This is a genomic window from Ralstonia condita, assembly GCF_958405655.1.
In the GTDB taxonomy this organism is placed as follows: Bacteria; Pseudomonadota; Gammaproteobacteria; order Burkholderiales; family Burkholderiaceae; genus Ralstonia; species Ralstonia condita.
Window position 1 is genome coordinate 80,225 of record NZ_CATYWO010000010.1, and the last position, 14,238, is coordinate 94,462.

Consider the following 14,238-nt stretch of genomic DNA (forward strand, 5'->3'; position numbering starts at 1 on the left):
CTGTTAGGGGGTGTAAGCCTTTGTAATGAAAGCATCACCCCACTTGAAATGCTGCCGGAGTCAAAGCCAGCACGGGTTTACAGCCGTAAGACATGGCGCTTCAAACGCCATGTCTTAAACGTCTTGTCACAGAATCAGAGATTCGGCGCGAGGGCGCGCTCCACAAACGCGCGATCTTCGCCGCTGCGGGCGATCATGTCGTCCACCTGATCCTGGCCGATCTTGCCCAGGGTGAAATACGTGCTGTCCGGGTGCGAGAGGTAGAAGCCCGAGACGGATGCGGCCGGGGTCATGGCGAGCGCTTCGGTCAGGTTCATGCCGATCTCCTGCGCGTCGAGCACGCGGAACATGTCGCGCTTGACGGTGTGTTCCGGGCAGGCCGGATAGCCAGGCGCGGGGCGGATGCCCTTGTACTCCTCGCGGATGAGTGCCTCGTTGTCGAGCGTTTCGTCCGGCGCATAGCCCCACAGGTCGCGACGCACGCGGGCGTGCAGGCATTCGGCAAACGCTTCGGCAAAGCGATCGGCCAGGGCCTTGAGCATGATCGCGCTGTAGTCGTCGTTGTCGGCTTCGAACTGCTTCTCGCGCTTTTCCACCCCGATGCCGCCGGTGACGGCGAACATGCCGATGTAGTCGGCAATGCCGGTGCTCTTGGGCGCGATGAAATCGGCCAGGCAGCGGTTCGGGCGCATCACGCCGTCGATGATCGGGCGCTCGCTCTGCTGGCGGATGTTGCGCCAGGTGAGCGCGACTTCCGAGCGCGATTCGTCGGTGTAGATCTCGATGTCGTCGTCGTTGACGGTGTTGGCGGGCAGCAGCGCGATCACGCCGTTGGCCGTGAGCCAGCGCCCAGCAATGAGGCGCGCGAGCATGCTCTTGCCGTCGGAGAACACCTTGCGGGCCGATTCGCCGACGATCTCGTCGTTGAGAATGTCCGGGTATTTGCCGGCCAGGTCCCACGTCTGGAAGAACGGGCCCCAGTCGATGTACTGCGCGAGTTCGTTCAGGTCGTAGTTGCGGAACACGCGGCGGCCGATGAACTTGGGCTTGGGCGGCGTGTAGTGGCTCCAGTCGATCTTGGTCTTGTTGGCGCGCGCGGCGGCCAGCGACACCATCGGCTGGGCCTTCTTGTTGGCATGCTGGGTCCGGATGCGGTCGTAGTCGGCGTGCAGCTCTTCGACGTAGCGCGCGGCGCCTTCGTCGGACAGCAGGCTCGACGCCACGCTTACCGAGCGCGAGGCATCCGGCACGTAGACCACCGGCCCTTCGTAATTCGGGGCGATCTTCACGGCGGTGTGCACGCGGCTCGTCGTCGCGCCGCCGATCAGCAGCGGGATCTTCTTCATGCGGAAATACTCGTCGCGCTGCATTTCCGAGGCCACGTAGGCCATCTCTTCCAGCGAAGGCGTAATCAGGCCCGACAGCCCGATGATGTCCGCGCCTTCCACCTTCGCCTTTGCCAGGATGTCGTTGCACGGGACCATCACGCCCATGTTCACGACCTCGAAGTTGTTGCACTGGAGCACGACGGTGACGATGTTCTTGCCGATGTCGTGCACATCGCCCTTGACCGTGGCGATGACGATCTTGCCGCGCGAGCGCACGTCGCCGCCCGCCGCCGCAATCTGACGCTTTTCTTCTTCGATGAACGGAATCAGGTGCGCCACCGCCTGCTTCATCACGCGGGCGGATTTGACCACCTGCGGCAGGAACATCTTCCCCGCGCCGAAGAGGTCGCCCACGATGTTCATGCCGTCCATCAGCGGGCCTTCGATGACCTGGATCGGACGTCCGCCGGCGGCAAAGATCTTCTGACGGACTTCTTCGGTATCTTCGACCACGTAGTCAGTGATGCCATGCACGAGCGCGTGCGCCAGGCGTTTTTCCACCGGCTCCTGGCGCCAGGCCAGATTCTCTTCGCGGCGGGTAGCCCCGCCCTTGTAGCGGTCTGCGATTTCCAGCAGGCGGTCGGTCGCATCCGGGCGGCGGTTGAGCACCACGTCTTCCACGCGCTCGCGCAGTTCGGGGTCGAGGTTCTCGTACACGCCGAGCTGCCCAGCGTTGACGATGCCCATGTCCATGCCCGCCTGAATCGCGTAGTACAGGAACACGGTGTGGATCGCCTCGCGCACCACGTCGTTGCCGCGGAACGAGAACGACACGTTCGACACGCCGCCGCTCACCTTCGCGTACGGAAGGTTCTGCTTGATCCAGCGCGTGGCTTCGATGAAGTCCACGGCGTAGTTGTTGTGTTCTTCGATGCCGGTGGCCACCGCGAAGATGTTCGGGTCGAAGATGATGTCTTCCGGGTCAAAGCCGACCTGGTTCACCAGGAAGTCGTAGCTGCGCTTGCAGATCTGGGTCTTGCGCGCGTATGTGTCAGCCTGGCCTTGCTCGTCAAACGCCATCACCACGGCGGCCGCACCGTAGCGCTTGATGAGCTTGGCGTGGTGCGCGAACTGTTCTTCGCCTTCCTTGAGCGAGATCGAATTGACGATCGCCTTGCCCTGTACGCACTTCAGGCCCGCCTCGATCACCTCCCACTTGGACGAGTCGATCATGATCGGCACGCGCGCGATGTCGGGCTCCGAGGCGATCAGATTCAGGAAGCGCACCATCGCCGCCTTGGAATCGAGCATCGCCTCGTCCATGTTGATGTCGATGACCTGCGCGCCGTTCTCGACCTGCTGGCGCGCCACGGCCAGCGCCTCGTCGAACTGGCTGTTCAGGATCATGCGCGCGAACGCCTTGGACCCGGTGACGTTGGTGCGCTCGCCGACGTTGACGAACAGGGTGCCCTCGCCGATGTTGAACGGTTCGAGGCCGGAGAGGCGCATGGGGTGGTCGGTCATGATCTTGTGGCGCAAAGAATAAGAGGCGGCGAGCAGGCAGTGTGGCTGGAGGCTTAAGCGGCTTGGCGGTACTGGCCGGGCCATGCACGCGGCTTGCGGTTGGCCACGCGCTCGGCAATCGCCTTGATGTGCTCCGGCGTGGTGCCGCAGCAACCGCCCACCAGATTCACCAAGCCGGCCGAGGCAAATTCGTCGACCAGGCTGGACGTGACGTCAGGCGTTTCATCGAAGCCCGTGTCGCTCATCGGGTTGGGCAGGCCGGCATTCGGGTAGCACGAGACGGCCGTGTCGCAGATCTTCGCCAGCTCGGCAATGTACGGGCGCATCAGCGCAGCACCCAGCGCGCAGTTCAGGCCGAAGGTGATCGGCTTGGCGTGGCGCAGGCTGTTCCAGAAGGCCTCGACGGTCTGGCCCGAGAGAATGCGGCCCGAGGCGTCGGTCACCGTACCGGAGATCATCACGGGCACGCGCTCGCCGGTATCTTCAAACAGCTGGTCGATGGCGAACAGCGCGGCCTTGGCGTTGAGCGTGTCGAAGATGGTTTCGACCAGGAAGACGTCCGCACCGCCTTCGAGCAGCGCCTTGCCTTGTTCGTAGTACGCATCGCGCAGCTGGTCGAAGCTGACGTTGCGGGCGCCCGGGTCGTTCACGTCGGGGGAGATGCTGGCCGTCTTCGGCGTCGGGCCGAAGGCGCCCGCCACGAAGCGGGGCTTCTCGGGCGTGCTGTACTTGTCGCAGGCCTCGCGCGCGATGCGGGCGGCCACCACGTTCATCTCGTAGGCCAGGTCCGCCATCTTGTAGTCTTCCTGCGCGATGCTCGTCGCGCCGAAGGTGTTGGTTTCGATGATGTCGGCGCCGGCCGCCAGGTACTGCTCGTGGATCTCGCGGATGACCTCGGGACGCGTCAGCAGCAGCAGCTCGTTGTTGCCCTTCACGTCGATCGGGTGGTTGGCAAACCGCTCGCCGCGATACTGCGCCTCGGTCAGCTTGTAGCGTTGGATCATGGTGCCCATCGCGCCGTCCAGGATGAGGATGCGCTCGCGCAGCAGCGCGGGCAGATTGGCGGCACGGGTGTAGGGCAGGGGCGCGGTCATGGTGACTCCGATGGGGCGTTGGCCGGACAGGGCAACAGATTTGACGGCCAAACAGGAATTTTACCAGTCGCATCAATGACTTGCCGCTGGCATGGGTAATCGCACTCCTATAATCCACATCACGCTCTTTTGTGGATGCCACCATGCAACTGCTCGACCCCATCGAGGCCCATGCCTTCCTGCAGCGCACACCTGCGGCGCTTTTCATCGATTGCCGCAGCGAAATGGAGCACCTTTTCGTCGGCCATCCATCGGGCGCGCACCACGTGGCATGGAACGACGGGCCGCATTGGGAGGTGAATCCTGAGTTCGTGCCTGCCGTGCGCAAGCTTTCCGGCTACGGTGTGGAGCGCCCCATCGTGTTGATCTGCCGCAGCGGTAATCGCTCTGCGGCAGCCGCGCAGGCGCTGGAGGACGCTGGGTTCCGCGATGTCCATGTCGTCCGGCACGGCTTTGAGGGCGACCTCGATGGCGCGCGCCATCGCAACACGCTCAATGGCTGGCGTCATGCCGGCCTTCCGTGGGAGCAATGCTAGGGCAAAGCTATCGTCGCGATAGTCGATCGACACATGAAAAAACGCCCGGGAGCGCCATGCTCCGGGCGTTTTGGATGGATCCGTCTGGCGGGCGGTGAGCCCGCGCGACACGTTAGTGCATCGTCACCGGCTGCGTCATCACCGTGTCGAACTTACCGAGGAAGTCGTCGACTTCTTCGACGGTGGGCTCGCTGGCGATCAGCTTTTTCACGTCTTCGCGGAAATGCTCGGCCAATTCGCCGCCGAGGAAGATTTCACGCTTGAGGTTCTTGTCCACGATCTCGTACCCGCCTGCTGCCAGCATGGCGTGTTGGCCGTCTACACCGAATTCGACAACGCAGTAGTTGTCGCTGTTGTAGATCATTTGCATGGTGCACCTCCAGGGCGTCAATCGTGTTGCTGTTGTGGGGACTGCTCTACTGCTGCACCGGTAGATGGGGCCCACGGTCATGACTTCAAGGGCCGATCAACTCCCGCCTCATGACCGGTTGACCCATCTGTTCCTTGGGCTTAATCATTGGTCACAAAGTTCGCAAAGGCGAGGCGAAATGTGTGACGTGCGTTGGGTTCGCGTAACAAGACCTTTCCGGGCCTGCATCGAAAGCTGCAGCCCGGCGTCCGTCATTCGGCCGGTAGACGGCAGCGCATGTGCGGGGCGCCTGCAACTACCGTCCAGGCAAACAGGCCTCAGGGCGTGTCACATTGGCTCCCGCATCCGGCATGCCCAAGGAATTCATCCAGATCGGTGAGGAAGGCGTCGGCCTGTTCGATGGGGGCGAGATGGGCTGCGCGCGGCATCACTTTCAAGCGGGCGTTCGGAATACGCGAGGCGATCTCGCGCGCGACTTCCACGGGGGCGCCGGCGTCCAGCTCGCCGGTGACGACGAGCGTGGGGCAGTGGATGCGGGCAAGCCCGGCCCGCGTGTCGAGCGCCTTGATGGCCAGGCACGCGCCAACGTAACCGTGTGGCGGCGTGGCGCGCAGCAGGTCGCGGATGCGCTCGACCACGTCCGGATGGGCTTCGCGGAACGGCGTGGTCAGCCAGCGCTGCAGCGTGGGCTCGATGATGCCGCTCATGCCGTGTGCCTCGACCTGGCCGATGCGTTCGTCCCACATGGCATGCGCCGAGAGGGGCGTGTGGCAGACGGTATCGCACAGGGTGAGTGAGCGCAGGCGCTGCGGATGCCGCACCCCCAGAATCTGCCCGACCATGCCGCCCATCGACAGGCCGACAAAATGCACCTCCTCGATCGCAAGTGCGTCGAGCAGGCCGTCCACGTCGTCGGCCAGTTGGAACAGCGTGTAGGCCCCAGGCGGCGCGCTGGTCAGGCCGTGGCCGCGCGCGTCGTAGCGCAGTACGCGGTAGCGCGCGGCCAGGCGGAGCGCGATGTCGTCCCACAGGCGGTGGTCCACGCCGAGCGCGTGCGCCAGCATGATCCACGGGCCCTCCGCGCCGTCGATGCGATAGTGGATGTCGATGCCGTTGGCGTGCACGGTTCCGGCATCGGGGCGCGCGTTCTCGGTCACGGTCAGCCTCCTTCCTGGGACTGGTAGATCAGATCGAATTGCATGCCGTTGGGCTCGGTCTGACGCAGGCGCACGGGCAGCCAGCCGCGCTCGGGCGACAGCCAGATCTCCACCCGCCGGCGATCGTCAACCCGGCGCGGCAGCCGTATGAAGTGCTGCGCACGGATCGTGCCGCCCGGCGTGTCGATGGTGTCTTCGCCGATGTGCTGCACGCGCGCAACCTCCACGCCGTCGGTGTCCGCGATCGGAATCTCAAGGGTCAGGCCAGGGCTGGAGATGCGCTGCGGGCTGCCGCGCGCCAACCCCGTCAGTTGCAGAAAGATGCTGAACCGATCCTGGGCGCCCTCGGGCAACGGCAGGACAGCGGGCGTACGCGTGAAAGTGACGGTCGACGCGCTTGCGGTATTGGGCGGCGGTGCGGTGTCGGCAGCGTAATGGAATGTGGTGACGTCGGGTTGTCGGCGGCCGCGCACTTCTTCGTAGCGACCTGGAGCAAGGCCGTAGGCTCCCACCGAGCCGGTGCTGCGGAAGGCGAGCTTGCCGAAAAACAGCGGCAACGGGATTTCAACGGACAGCGTGTAACTTTTGCCATCGGTGGCCCACCGGATCACACCATCTTCGTTGCGTACCCCGTTGACGTAGGTGGCGTAGTGCAGCGTCGCCGACGGCGGCAGCGAGAAGCCTTCGCCGGGTGGGGCTGCGGAGGGGCCGGGGCGCTCCTCACCGAGGTTGGTGACGATGCCGGTATCGCCCGACGCCTGCGCGCCCGCGCCGGTGAATTCCGCCGGGTCCTTGTCAGCCATGTCGGGCACGGCAGGCGTCGGCGCAGGAGCCGGTGAGGGCGCGGACTGCGGGCGCGGCCGCTCCGGAGCGGGCCGAGCTTTGGGCGCCGCCGCGACGGGCGGGGCGGGCGGGCGCACGGGTTCCGGGCGCAGCAGCAGCGTCGGGATGATCTGTTCAGGCGCCGGCGGCCAGGTGACCTGCCGGTTGCGTGCGATCCAGACGACAGCGATAACGTGCAGCAGGAGCACCGCCAGCATCACGAGCCCGATCCGCCGCACGCGATGCCAGCGGTCGGGGCGGCCGGCGCGCGCTTCGTCAGGATTGCGGGGTGTGGGTTGCAACGTATCCAAGATCGGCGGAAAGCTGTTGTGCGGCCAGCCGCAAGCGGCGCTCCAGCGGACCGCTCCAGGTGGTGTCGAAGGTGCTCTGTGCACCCAGCGCAATGAGTACGAGGCACAACTGCCCGTTGGCGTCGAACACGGGCAGCGACATCGCGTTGATACCTGGCAGCACGCCGCCGTGGATGCGTGCGGCACCGTGCACGCGCACCTCTGCGCAGATCGCGTCGTAGGCCTCCAGTGTTCTCGGCAGTTCCGGGTTGGCGTCCACCTGGGCGGTCGCGCGGTCGAGTTCGCCCTGGATGAGCGACAGCGTCTGCGCGCGCGGCAGGTATGCGCCGAATACGCGGCCGGTGGCCGAGTTGAGCATCGGCATCACGTCGCCGAGGCGCAGGCTGACGGTCACGGGATGGCTGGCTTCTTCCCAGTGGACGATGGCGGGGCCCCGGTTACCCCACACGGCCAGGCCGATGGTGTGATCGATTTCGTCGCGCAGTGCCGCGGCTGCCGGGCGGGCCCGGCGCATCGGATCTTGCCGGTTGAGGCTGACCAGACCCATTTCGAGCGCGAATGGGCCCAGGTCGTAACGGCCTTCCGGCGTCTGCGACACCAGCCCCAGGCGAGCGAAGCTCACCAGATAGCGGTGCGCCTTGGCCGGATTCATGGGCGCCGCACGTGCCAGGTCGCGCAGCATCATCGGGGCGTTGGTGTGCGTGAGCACTTCCAGCAGCCGGAAGCCGACCTCAATCGACTGGATACCCGTACGCGCGGGCGAGTCATCGGACGCGATGTCGCCATCGGCATCGGACTCCAGGTCAAGATCGGTGTCAGCGGGCAGCGTGGACATGGTGGGGCAGGTGGAAACCAGTGTTCGGGCCAGTTTAGCCGATGCTTGGTGTAGCATCCGCGCAGCTTTTCTCCGCACATGACGCACATGAAACTCGCCACCCTGAAGGACGGCTCGCGCGATGGCCAACTGGCCGTGGTTTCGCGCGACCTGAAGACCGCGCATTACGCCACGCACATCGCCGGCACTCTGCAGCGCGTGCTGGATGACTGGGCGTTCTACGCCCCCCAGTTGCAGGACCTGTACGATCAGCTCAATGCCGGCCGTGCGCGCCACCCGTTTGCGTTCGACCCGGCCCACTGCATGGCACCGCTGCCGCGCGCGTACCAATGGGCCGACGGCTCGGCCTACGTGAATCACGTCGAACTGGTCCGCAAGGCGCGCGGCGCGGAGATGCCGCCCGAGTTCTGGACCGACCCGCTGATGTACCAGGGTGGCTCGGACGACCTAGCCGGCGCGCATGACCCCATCGTTTGCCGCAGCGAGGCGTTCGGCATTGACTTCGAGGCCGAGGTGGCCGTCATCACCGGCGACGTGCCGATGGGCGCGGAGCCCGCCAGCGCGGCCGAGGCCATCCGCCTGATCCTGCTGGCAAACGACGTGTCGCTGCGCAACCTGATTCCGGCGGAACTCGCCAAGGGCTTCGGCTTCTTCCAGAGCAAGCCCGCGACCGCGTTTTCGCCCGTGGCGGTGACGCCCGACGAACTGGGCGACGCCTGGCGCGAACGCAAGGTGCACCTGCCGATGACGGTGCGCTGGAACAACAAGAAGGTCGGCCAGCCCGATTGCGGCACCGATATGGTGTTCGATTTCGGCCAATTGCTCGCGCACATCTGCAAGACGCGCAATGTGCGCGCGGGCAGCATCGTCGGCTCGGGCACGATTTCCAACGTGGACCGCAGCAAGGGGTACGCCTGCATTGCCGAAAAGCGCATGCTGGAGACCATCGAATCCGGCGCACCCGTCACCGAATTCATGCGCTATGGCGATACCGTGAAGATCGAGATGTTCGACGCCAACGGCATGTCGATCTTCGGGGCCATCGACCAGGAAGTCGTGGCGCCCGGCACGCCGGCGTAAGGTCTACTACACCGATTCGGGTTGGGTTTTTGGGCGCCGCCCGCGTTTGACCGAAGCGGTGCCGCTCGTGAGCGCCTGGCCGTGATACCCGAGGCGCAGGGAAAGCGCGCGCCCGGCCTCGCGCAGCAGTTGCGAGACGGTCCCCTCGAGGCTGGAGTCGAACACGCTGGACAGCCCCAGTGCCGTGATCGCCCCCACCAGCTTCCCCTGTGCATCCAGCACCGGCACGGCCACCGAATCGATGCCGTGTACCAGCGAGCCCGTGATGCGCGCCACGCCCTCGTGCCGCACGATCTGCCAGCGCGCGCGACAGTTCAGCCAATCCGTGAGCCCGGCTTTGCCGGCCCCGGGGCCGCGCAGTTCGCGGTCGACGAGCGGCACGATCTGGATTTCGGGCATCCACGCAGCGCACGCCTGGCCCGTGGCCGAATTCAGCAGCGGCATGACCGAACCCACGCGCACATTTACGGTCACCGGACGACCGCCGTCTTCCCAGCGCACGATGACCGGGCCGCGGTCGCTCCATACCGACAGAAACACGCTCTCGTTCAGACGCTCGGCCAGCTTGGGCAGCACGTTGCTGCCCTCGCGCACGAAGTCGACATCGGACAGCGCCGACAGGCCAACCTGGAGCGCCTGTGTGCCAAGCCGGTAGCGCGCCGAAGCCGGATCCTGCTCCACAAAGCCCATCCGTTCGAGCGAGACCAGGTAGCGATGCACCTTGGCGCGCGGCATGCCGAGTTGGCGGCCCAGTTCAGAGACGGCGTGCGCGCCGCCTGTGCGCGCCATGGCCGACAGCACGGTCAGCGCGGTCTCGGCGGACTGGATGCCGGCGCTGGTGCGCTCGGGGGCCACATCTTCGGGGGGCGGTGCGGCAGGCGGCGGCGGAGGGGTTTCTGGGAGCATCTTGCAGTCTCGGGTGTCGCTTTATAAGATACGCGTTACGCAAAAAGATACAAACGGCGCGGCCGCCTGCGCGCTGAAAAGACCCGGAGACGCCATGAAGCTGTCGATCTTTTCCGTGCAGGACCACTATCCGGACCGGCCCCGCAGTCTGCCGCAACTCTACGCGGACGTCATCGATCAGGCCCGTCACGCCGAGGCCCTCGGCTATGACACCTTCTGGGTCGCCGAACACCACTTCCACGAGTACGGCGCCGTACCCAATCCAGCGATCTTTCTCGCGCACCTGGCCGCACACACGCAGCGGCTGCGGCTGGGGACCGCCATTTCCATCCTGACGTTCCACCATCCGGCCACCGTGGCGGAAAACTACGCCATGGTCGACACGCTTGCCGGCGGGCGGCTGTCGCTGGGCGTGGGCTCGGGCTACCTCAAGCATGAATTCGAGGGCTACGACGTCGATCCGGCCGTCAAGCGCGAACGCTTTGACGAGACCCTGATGCTGGTCGAGCGTCTGCTCCGCGGCGAACGCGTTCACCACGAAGGCCGATTCCACACGCTGCGTGACGTACGCCTGAACGTGCTGCCGCTGCAGGCGCAGGTGCCGATCCATGTGGCGATCCTGCGACGCGAGGCGGCGTACCACATCGGGCGGCAGGGACGGCGCATGCTGTTCGTGCCGTATGCGTCGGTGGACAGCTTCGACGACATCCGCCTGTTGATGGACGACTATCGTCGCGGCCTGGCTGAAGCGGGCATCGCCGATGCGCGCGGCATGGCGGCCGTCGCCCTGCATACGCATGTCGGCCCCACTGAAGCCGCGGTGCGCGCCACCGCGGCCGCGCCGTTCGACCTGTACGTCGCCACCCGGCTCTATGCGCGGCGGCAAACATACGATGACGTGCTTGCCAGCGACCTGTCGCTGTTCGGCACGCCGGATGCAGTGGCCGACAAGCTCGCGCGCCTGGCCGACATGGGCGTCGATCACGTGATGGCGTTGCACAACTTCGGCCTGATGCCGCAGGCTGCGGTACTCGAATCGATGCGCGCGCTGATGCACGACGCCTTGCCGCGCGCCGGATTGACCGCGCTTGCTGCCTGAGGGCGGGCTCGCCCGCATCGCCAAACCGCTGCAAAACCGCTACGCTCTTCGCCAAACCACGGGAGGAGACACCCATGCAGCGACGCGCAGCAGTGTTGGTTGGGCTGGCTTGTGCCGGCACCTTGCTTTCTTCCGCCGCGCTGGCGGACATCCGTATCGGCGTGACGGTCTCGGCGACAGGCCCGCAAGCCTCGCTCGGGCTGCCCGAGAAGAATGCCACCAAGCTGTGGCCGCGCGAGATTGCGGGCGAGAAGGTTGACGTCATCGTCCTCGACGACGCCTCCGACACCACGCGTGCCGTCACCAATACGCGCAAGCTGATGAGCGAGTCGAACGTTGACGTGATCGTCGGGTCGTCCACCACGCCGAACACGCTCGCGATGATCGACGCGGCGGCCGAAGGCAAGACGCCCGTCATTTCGCTGGCCTCGTCGGCCCGGCTGATCGAGCCGATGGATGCCCGCCGCCGCTGGATCTTCAAGACGCCGCATTCGGATTCGCACATGGCGTCGCTCATCGCCGAGCACGCCGCCGCGCATGGCGTGAAGTCGATCGCCTACATCGGCTTTGCCAACGCGCTGGGTGAGGCTTTTCTGACTGAAGTGCAGCGCTTTGCCGATCTGAAGCACATCCGGATCACCGACACCGAGCGCTTTTCGCCCACCGACAACAGCGTGACGGCGCAGGTGCTGCATTTGCTGGCCGGCAAGCCCGATGCGGTGGTGATCGGTGGCTCCGGCACGCCGGCGGCGCTGCCGGCGCGTGCGCTGGCAGAGCGGGGCTACACCGGCAAGATCTACTTCAACCACGGTGTCTCGAACAACGAGTTCCTGAAACTGTGCGGCAAGGATTGTGAAGACGCCTACGTGCCGACCGGCCCGATCATGGTCGCCACAGAGTTGCCCGACACGCATCCGGCCAAGGCACAAGCCATCGATTTTGCGCGCCGCTACGAGGCGGCCTTCGGCAAGCACACCGTTTCCATCTTTGCCGCCTACACCGGCGACGTCGGCCTGCTCCTGCAGCGTGCGGTGCCGGTCGCGCTCAAACGCGCCAAGCCCGGCACGCCGGCCTTCCGCGAGGCCTTGCGCGACGCCCTCGAGCAGGTGCGCAACCTGCCCACCAGCACCGGCGTGATCAACATGAGCCCGCAGGACCACGTAGGACTGGATCAGCGCGCACGCGTGATGGCCCAGATCCGCCGCGGCCAATGGCATCTGGCCGACACATCGCAGTAGCGATGGCCCACATCCCGCATTGCACGCGCAGTCTCATCCGCTATGCTTGATCCACAGTCCAACCGATCATGACCTCGCTCGCACCCCGCTTCGCCCGTTATCAGGCGCTGACGCTCGTTCAGCACGGCCCCATCCTCGAGATCGTCATGGGCGCCGCGCAGTCGGCCAATCGCAAGCTGTCCACCGCCGATGCCGGACTGCACCGCGAGCTGGCTGAAATCTGGCGGGATGTGTCCGCCGAGCCCTCGGTGCGCGTGGCATTGATTCGAGGGGAGGGCAAGGGCTTCTCGGCCGGCGGCGACCTGCACCTCGTGGAGCAGATGGCGGACGATTTCGACGTGCGCACGCGGGTCTGGCAGGAGGCGCGCGACCTGGTCTACAACGTCATCAACTGCGACAAGCCGATTGTCAGCGCCATGCATGGTCCGGCCGTGGGTGCGGGGCTGGTCGCCGGATTGCTGGCCGATATTTCCATCGCGGCAAAAGACGCGCGCATCGTCGATGGACATACGCGCCTGGGCGTGGCCGCGGGCGATCATGCGGCGATCGTCTGGCCACTGCTGTGCGGCATGGCCAAGGCCAAGTATTACCTGCTGCTGTGCGAATCCGTGACTGGTGACGAAGCCGAGCGCATCGGACTGGTCTCGCTCGCCGTGCCCGAGGCCGAGCTTGTCAACCGCGCGTTCGAGATCGCCGAGCGCCTGGCCGCCGGCTCGCAGACGGCGATCCGCTGGACCAAGTACGCGCTGAACAACTGGCTGCGCCTGGCCGGCCCGAGTTTTGATACATCCCTGGCACTCGAATTCATGGGCTTTGCCGGCCCCGACGTGCGCGAGGGTATTGCCAGCTTGCGCCAGAAGCGCCCGCCCGCGTTCGACGGCACCTGAGGTGCCTCACGCACGAATGAACTTTCAGGAGAGACCATGTTCACCCAGATGCCCAATTTCGCCGAAGGCGGCTTCGAATTCCTGCGCAAGCTATGGGGCGGCGGTCTTGCCGGCATGGCCGGTGGGGCGATGCCCAACATGGCGAGCTTCGCCGCGCCGCCGATGGATCTGGAGGAAATCGACAAGCGCATTCACGACCTGCGCGCCGTCGAAAGCTGGCTGCAGCTGAACGCAAGCCTCCTGCGCACGGCGATCCAGGGGCTGGAAGTGCAGCGCGCCACGCTGGTGGCGCTGCAGACGTTTGGTGCGGCGTTGTCACCGGACGCCATGAAGGCGGCCTTCGATGGGGTGGGCGGCAGCGAGCCCACGCCGGCAGCCGATACCAAACCGGCCTGGCCGCACACAGCGGCCACCGCCAAGCCCGCCGAACCCAGCGAGGCCTCGCCCGACGACGCGGACATCGCGTCCGAAGACAGCGACGATGATGAGGCCGAGGCGCGCGCGCAGACCGCCCAGGCCCAGGACGCTGCGCGTGCCGCCGCCGCCGCGCTGGACCCGTCGCCGTGGTGGAACATGCTGCAACAGCAGTTCAACCAGATCGCCAGTTCGGCCGCCGCTGCCATGCCGCTGCCCCAGAATCTGATGCCGGGGTTCCCCGGTGGCTTCCCGGGGTTCGGCGCCATGCCGGGCGCTGCCGGCGCGGAAGGGCTGGATTCGGCACCCGAAGAGATCGAAGAGAAGCCCGCACCCGCCAAGCCCAAGCGTCCGGCCGCCAAGCCGACGCAGAAGCAGGCAGGCAAGGCCCCTGCGGGCAAGACGGCGAAACCCGCCACCAAGGCGGCAGCCAGGAAAGCGCCTGCCAAGGCGGCACCGCGCAAGCCGGGCAACGGCACGACCTGATCGATGTGGCCGGATTGCACCGCGCTATTGATGATGGGCGGGGGGGGGGGGGGGGGGGGCGCGGGGGGGGGGGGGGGGGGGGGGGGGGGGGGGGGGGGGGGGGGGGGGGGGGGGGGGGGGGGGGGGGGGGGGGGGGGGGGGGGGGGGGGGG

13 protein-coding genes are annotated in these 14,238 nt (G+C 66.2%); 6 read left to right on the forward strand and 7 right to left on the reverse strand.

The genetic code is table 11. The features are described from left to right. Positions 1–134: 134 nt before the first annotated feature. Positions 135–2,852: a methionine synthase gene (metH, locus tag R2N03_RS20280; protein WP_316659671.1), complete on the reverse strand. Its 2,718-nt coding sequence runs from the start codon at positions 2,850–2,852 to the stop codon at positions 135–137. A gap of 53 nt (positions 2,853–2,905) precedes the next feature. After that, positions 2,906–3,946 carry a homocysteine S-methyltransferase family protein gene (locus R2N03_RS20285; RefSeq protein WP_316659672.1) on the reverse strand — a complete coding sequence of 347 codons (1,041 nt, stop codon included), beginning with the start codon at positions 3,944–3,946 and terminating at the stop codon, positions 2,906–2,908. A 143-nt stretch (positions 3,947–4,089) separates the two neighbouring features. On the opposite strand from R2N03_RS20285, the gene R2N03_RS20290 reads away from it, so the two are divergent. Further along, positions 4,090–4,482, forward strand: coding sequence for a rhodanese-like domain-containing protein (locus R2N03_RS20290; protein WP_316659673.1), 393 nt, complete (start codon positions 4,090–4,092; stop codon positions 4,480–4,482). 112 nt (positions 4,483–4,594) lie between these two features. Here R2N03_RS20290 and R2N03_RS20295 read toward each other — a convergent pair whose 3' ends face one another. The 4 genes from R2N03_RS20295 to R2N03_RS20310 form a co-directional block, all read right to left on the reverse strand. Beyond that, positions 4,595–4,852 (reverse strand): BTH_I0359 family protein, encoded by a 258-nt coding sequence (locus tag R2N03_RS20295; RefSeq protein ID WP_012760982.1) that lies wholly within the window; start codon positions 4,850–4,852, stop codon positions 4,595–4,597. 317 nt (positions 4,853–5,169) lie between these two features. Then, positions 5,170–6,009: a 3-oxoadipate enol-lactonase gene (gene pcaD / locus R2N03_RS20300; protein ID WP_316659674.1), complete on the reverse strand. Its 840-nt coding sequence runs from the start codon at positions 6,007–6,009 to the stop codon at positions 5,170–5,172. A gap of 2 nt (positions 6,010–6,011) precedes the next feature. Then, positions 6,012–7,142, reverse strand: a complete 1,131-nt coding sequence (locus R2N03_RS20305; protein ID WP_316659675.1) for a DUF3108 domain-containing protein — start codon at positions 7,140–7,142, stop codon at positions 6,012–6,014. Next, complete coding sequence (locus tag R2N03_RS20310; RefSeq protein ID WP_316659676.1) at positions 7,108–7,977, reverse strand: IclR family transcriptional regulator; 870 nt, start codon at positions 7,975–7,977, stop codon at positions 7,108–7,110. Before R2N03_RS20310 ends, R2N03_RS20305 begins: the two co-directional genes overlap by 35 nt. Before the next feature lie 87 nt (positions 7,978–8,064). On the opposite strand from R2N03_RS20310, the gene R2N03_RS20315 reads away from it, so the two are divergent. Then, positions 8,065–9,057 carry a fumarylacetoacetate hydrolase family protein gene (locus R2N03_RS20315; protein WP_316659677.1) on the forward strand — a complete coding sequence of 331 codons (993 nt, stop codon included), beginning with the start codon at positions 8,065–8,067 and terminating at the stop codon, positions 9,055–9,057. Between the two features lie 6 nt (positions 9,058–9,063). Here the strand turns inward: R2N03_RS20315 and R2N03_RS20320 are convergent, their stop codons facing one another. Next, positions 9,064–9,963 carry an IclR family transcriptional regulator gene (locus tag R2N03_RS20320; RefSeq protein WP_316659678.1) on the reverse strand — a complete coding sequence of 300 codons (900 nt, stop codon included), beginning with the start codon at positions 9,961–9,963 and terminating at the stop codon, positions 9,064–9,066. 94 nt (positions 9,964–10,057) lie between these two features. On the opposite strand from R2N03_RS20320, the gene R2N03_RS20325 reads away from it, so the two are divergent. The 4 genes from R2N03_RS20325 (at position 10,058) to R2N03_RS20340 (ending at position 14,087) form a co-directional block, all read left to right on the forward strand. Further along, complete coding sequence (locus R2N03_RS20325; RefSeq protein WP_316659679.1) at positions 10,058–11,062, forward strand: LLM class flavin-dependent oxidoreductase; 1,005 nt, start codon at positions 10,058–10,060, stop codon at positions 11,060–11,062. 74 nt (positions 11,063–11,136) lie between these two features. Then, positions 11,137–12,300, forward strand: coding sequence for an ABC transporter substrate-binding protein (locus tag R2N03_RS20330; protein WP_316659680.1), 1,164 nt, complete (start codon positions 11,137–11,139; stop codon positions 12,298–12,300). 68 nt (positions 12,301–12,368) lie between these two features. Next, positions 12,369–13,187 (forward strand): enoyl-CoA hydratase/isomerase family protein, encoded by an 819-nt coding sequence (locus tag R2N03_RS20335; RefSeq protein ID WP_316659681.1) that lies wholly within the window; start codon positions 12,369–12,371, stop codon positions 13,185–13,187. A gap of 36 nt (positions 13,188–13,223) precedes the next feature. Beyond that, the gene (locus R2N03_RS20340) at positions 13,224–14,087 is read left to right on the forward strand and encodes a PhaM family polyhydroxyalkanoate granule multifunctional regulatory protein (protein WP_316659682.1); all 864 of its coding nucleotides are present in this window, start codon (positions 13,224–13,226) and stop codon (positions 14,085–14,087) included. Positions 14,088–14,238: the final 151 nt, after the last annotated feature.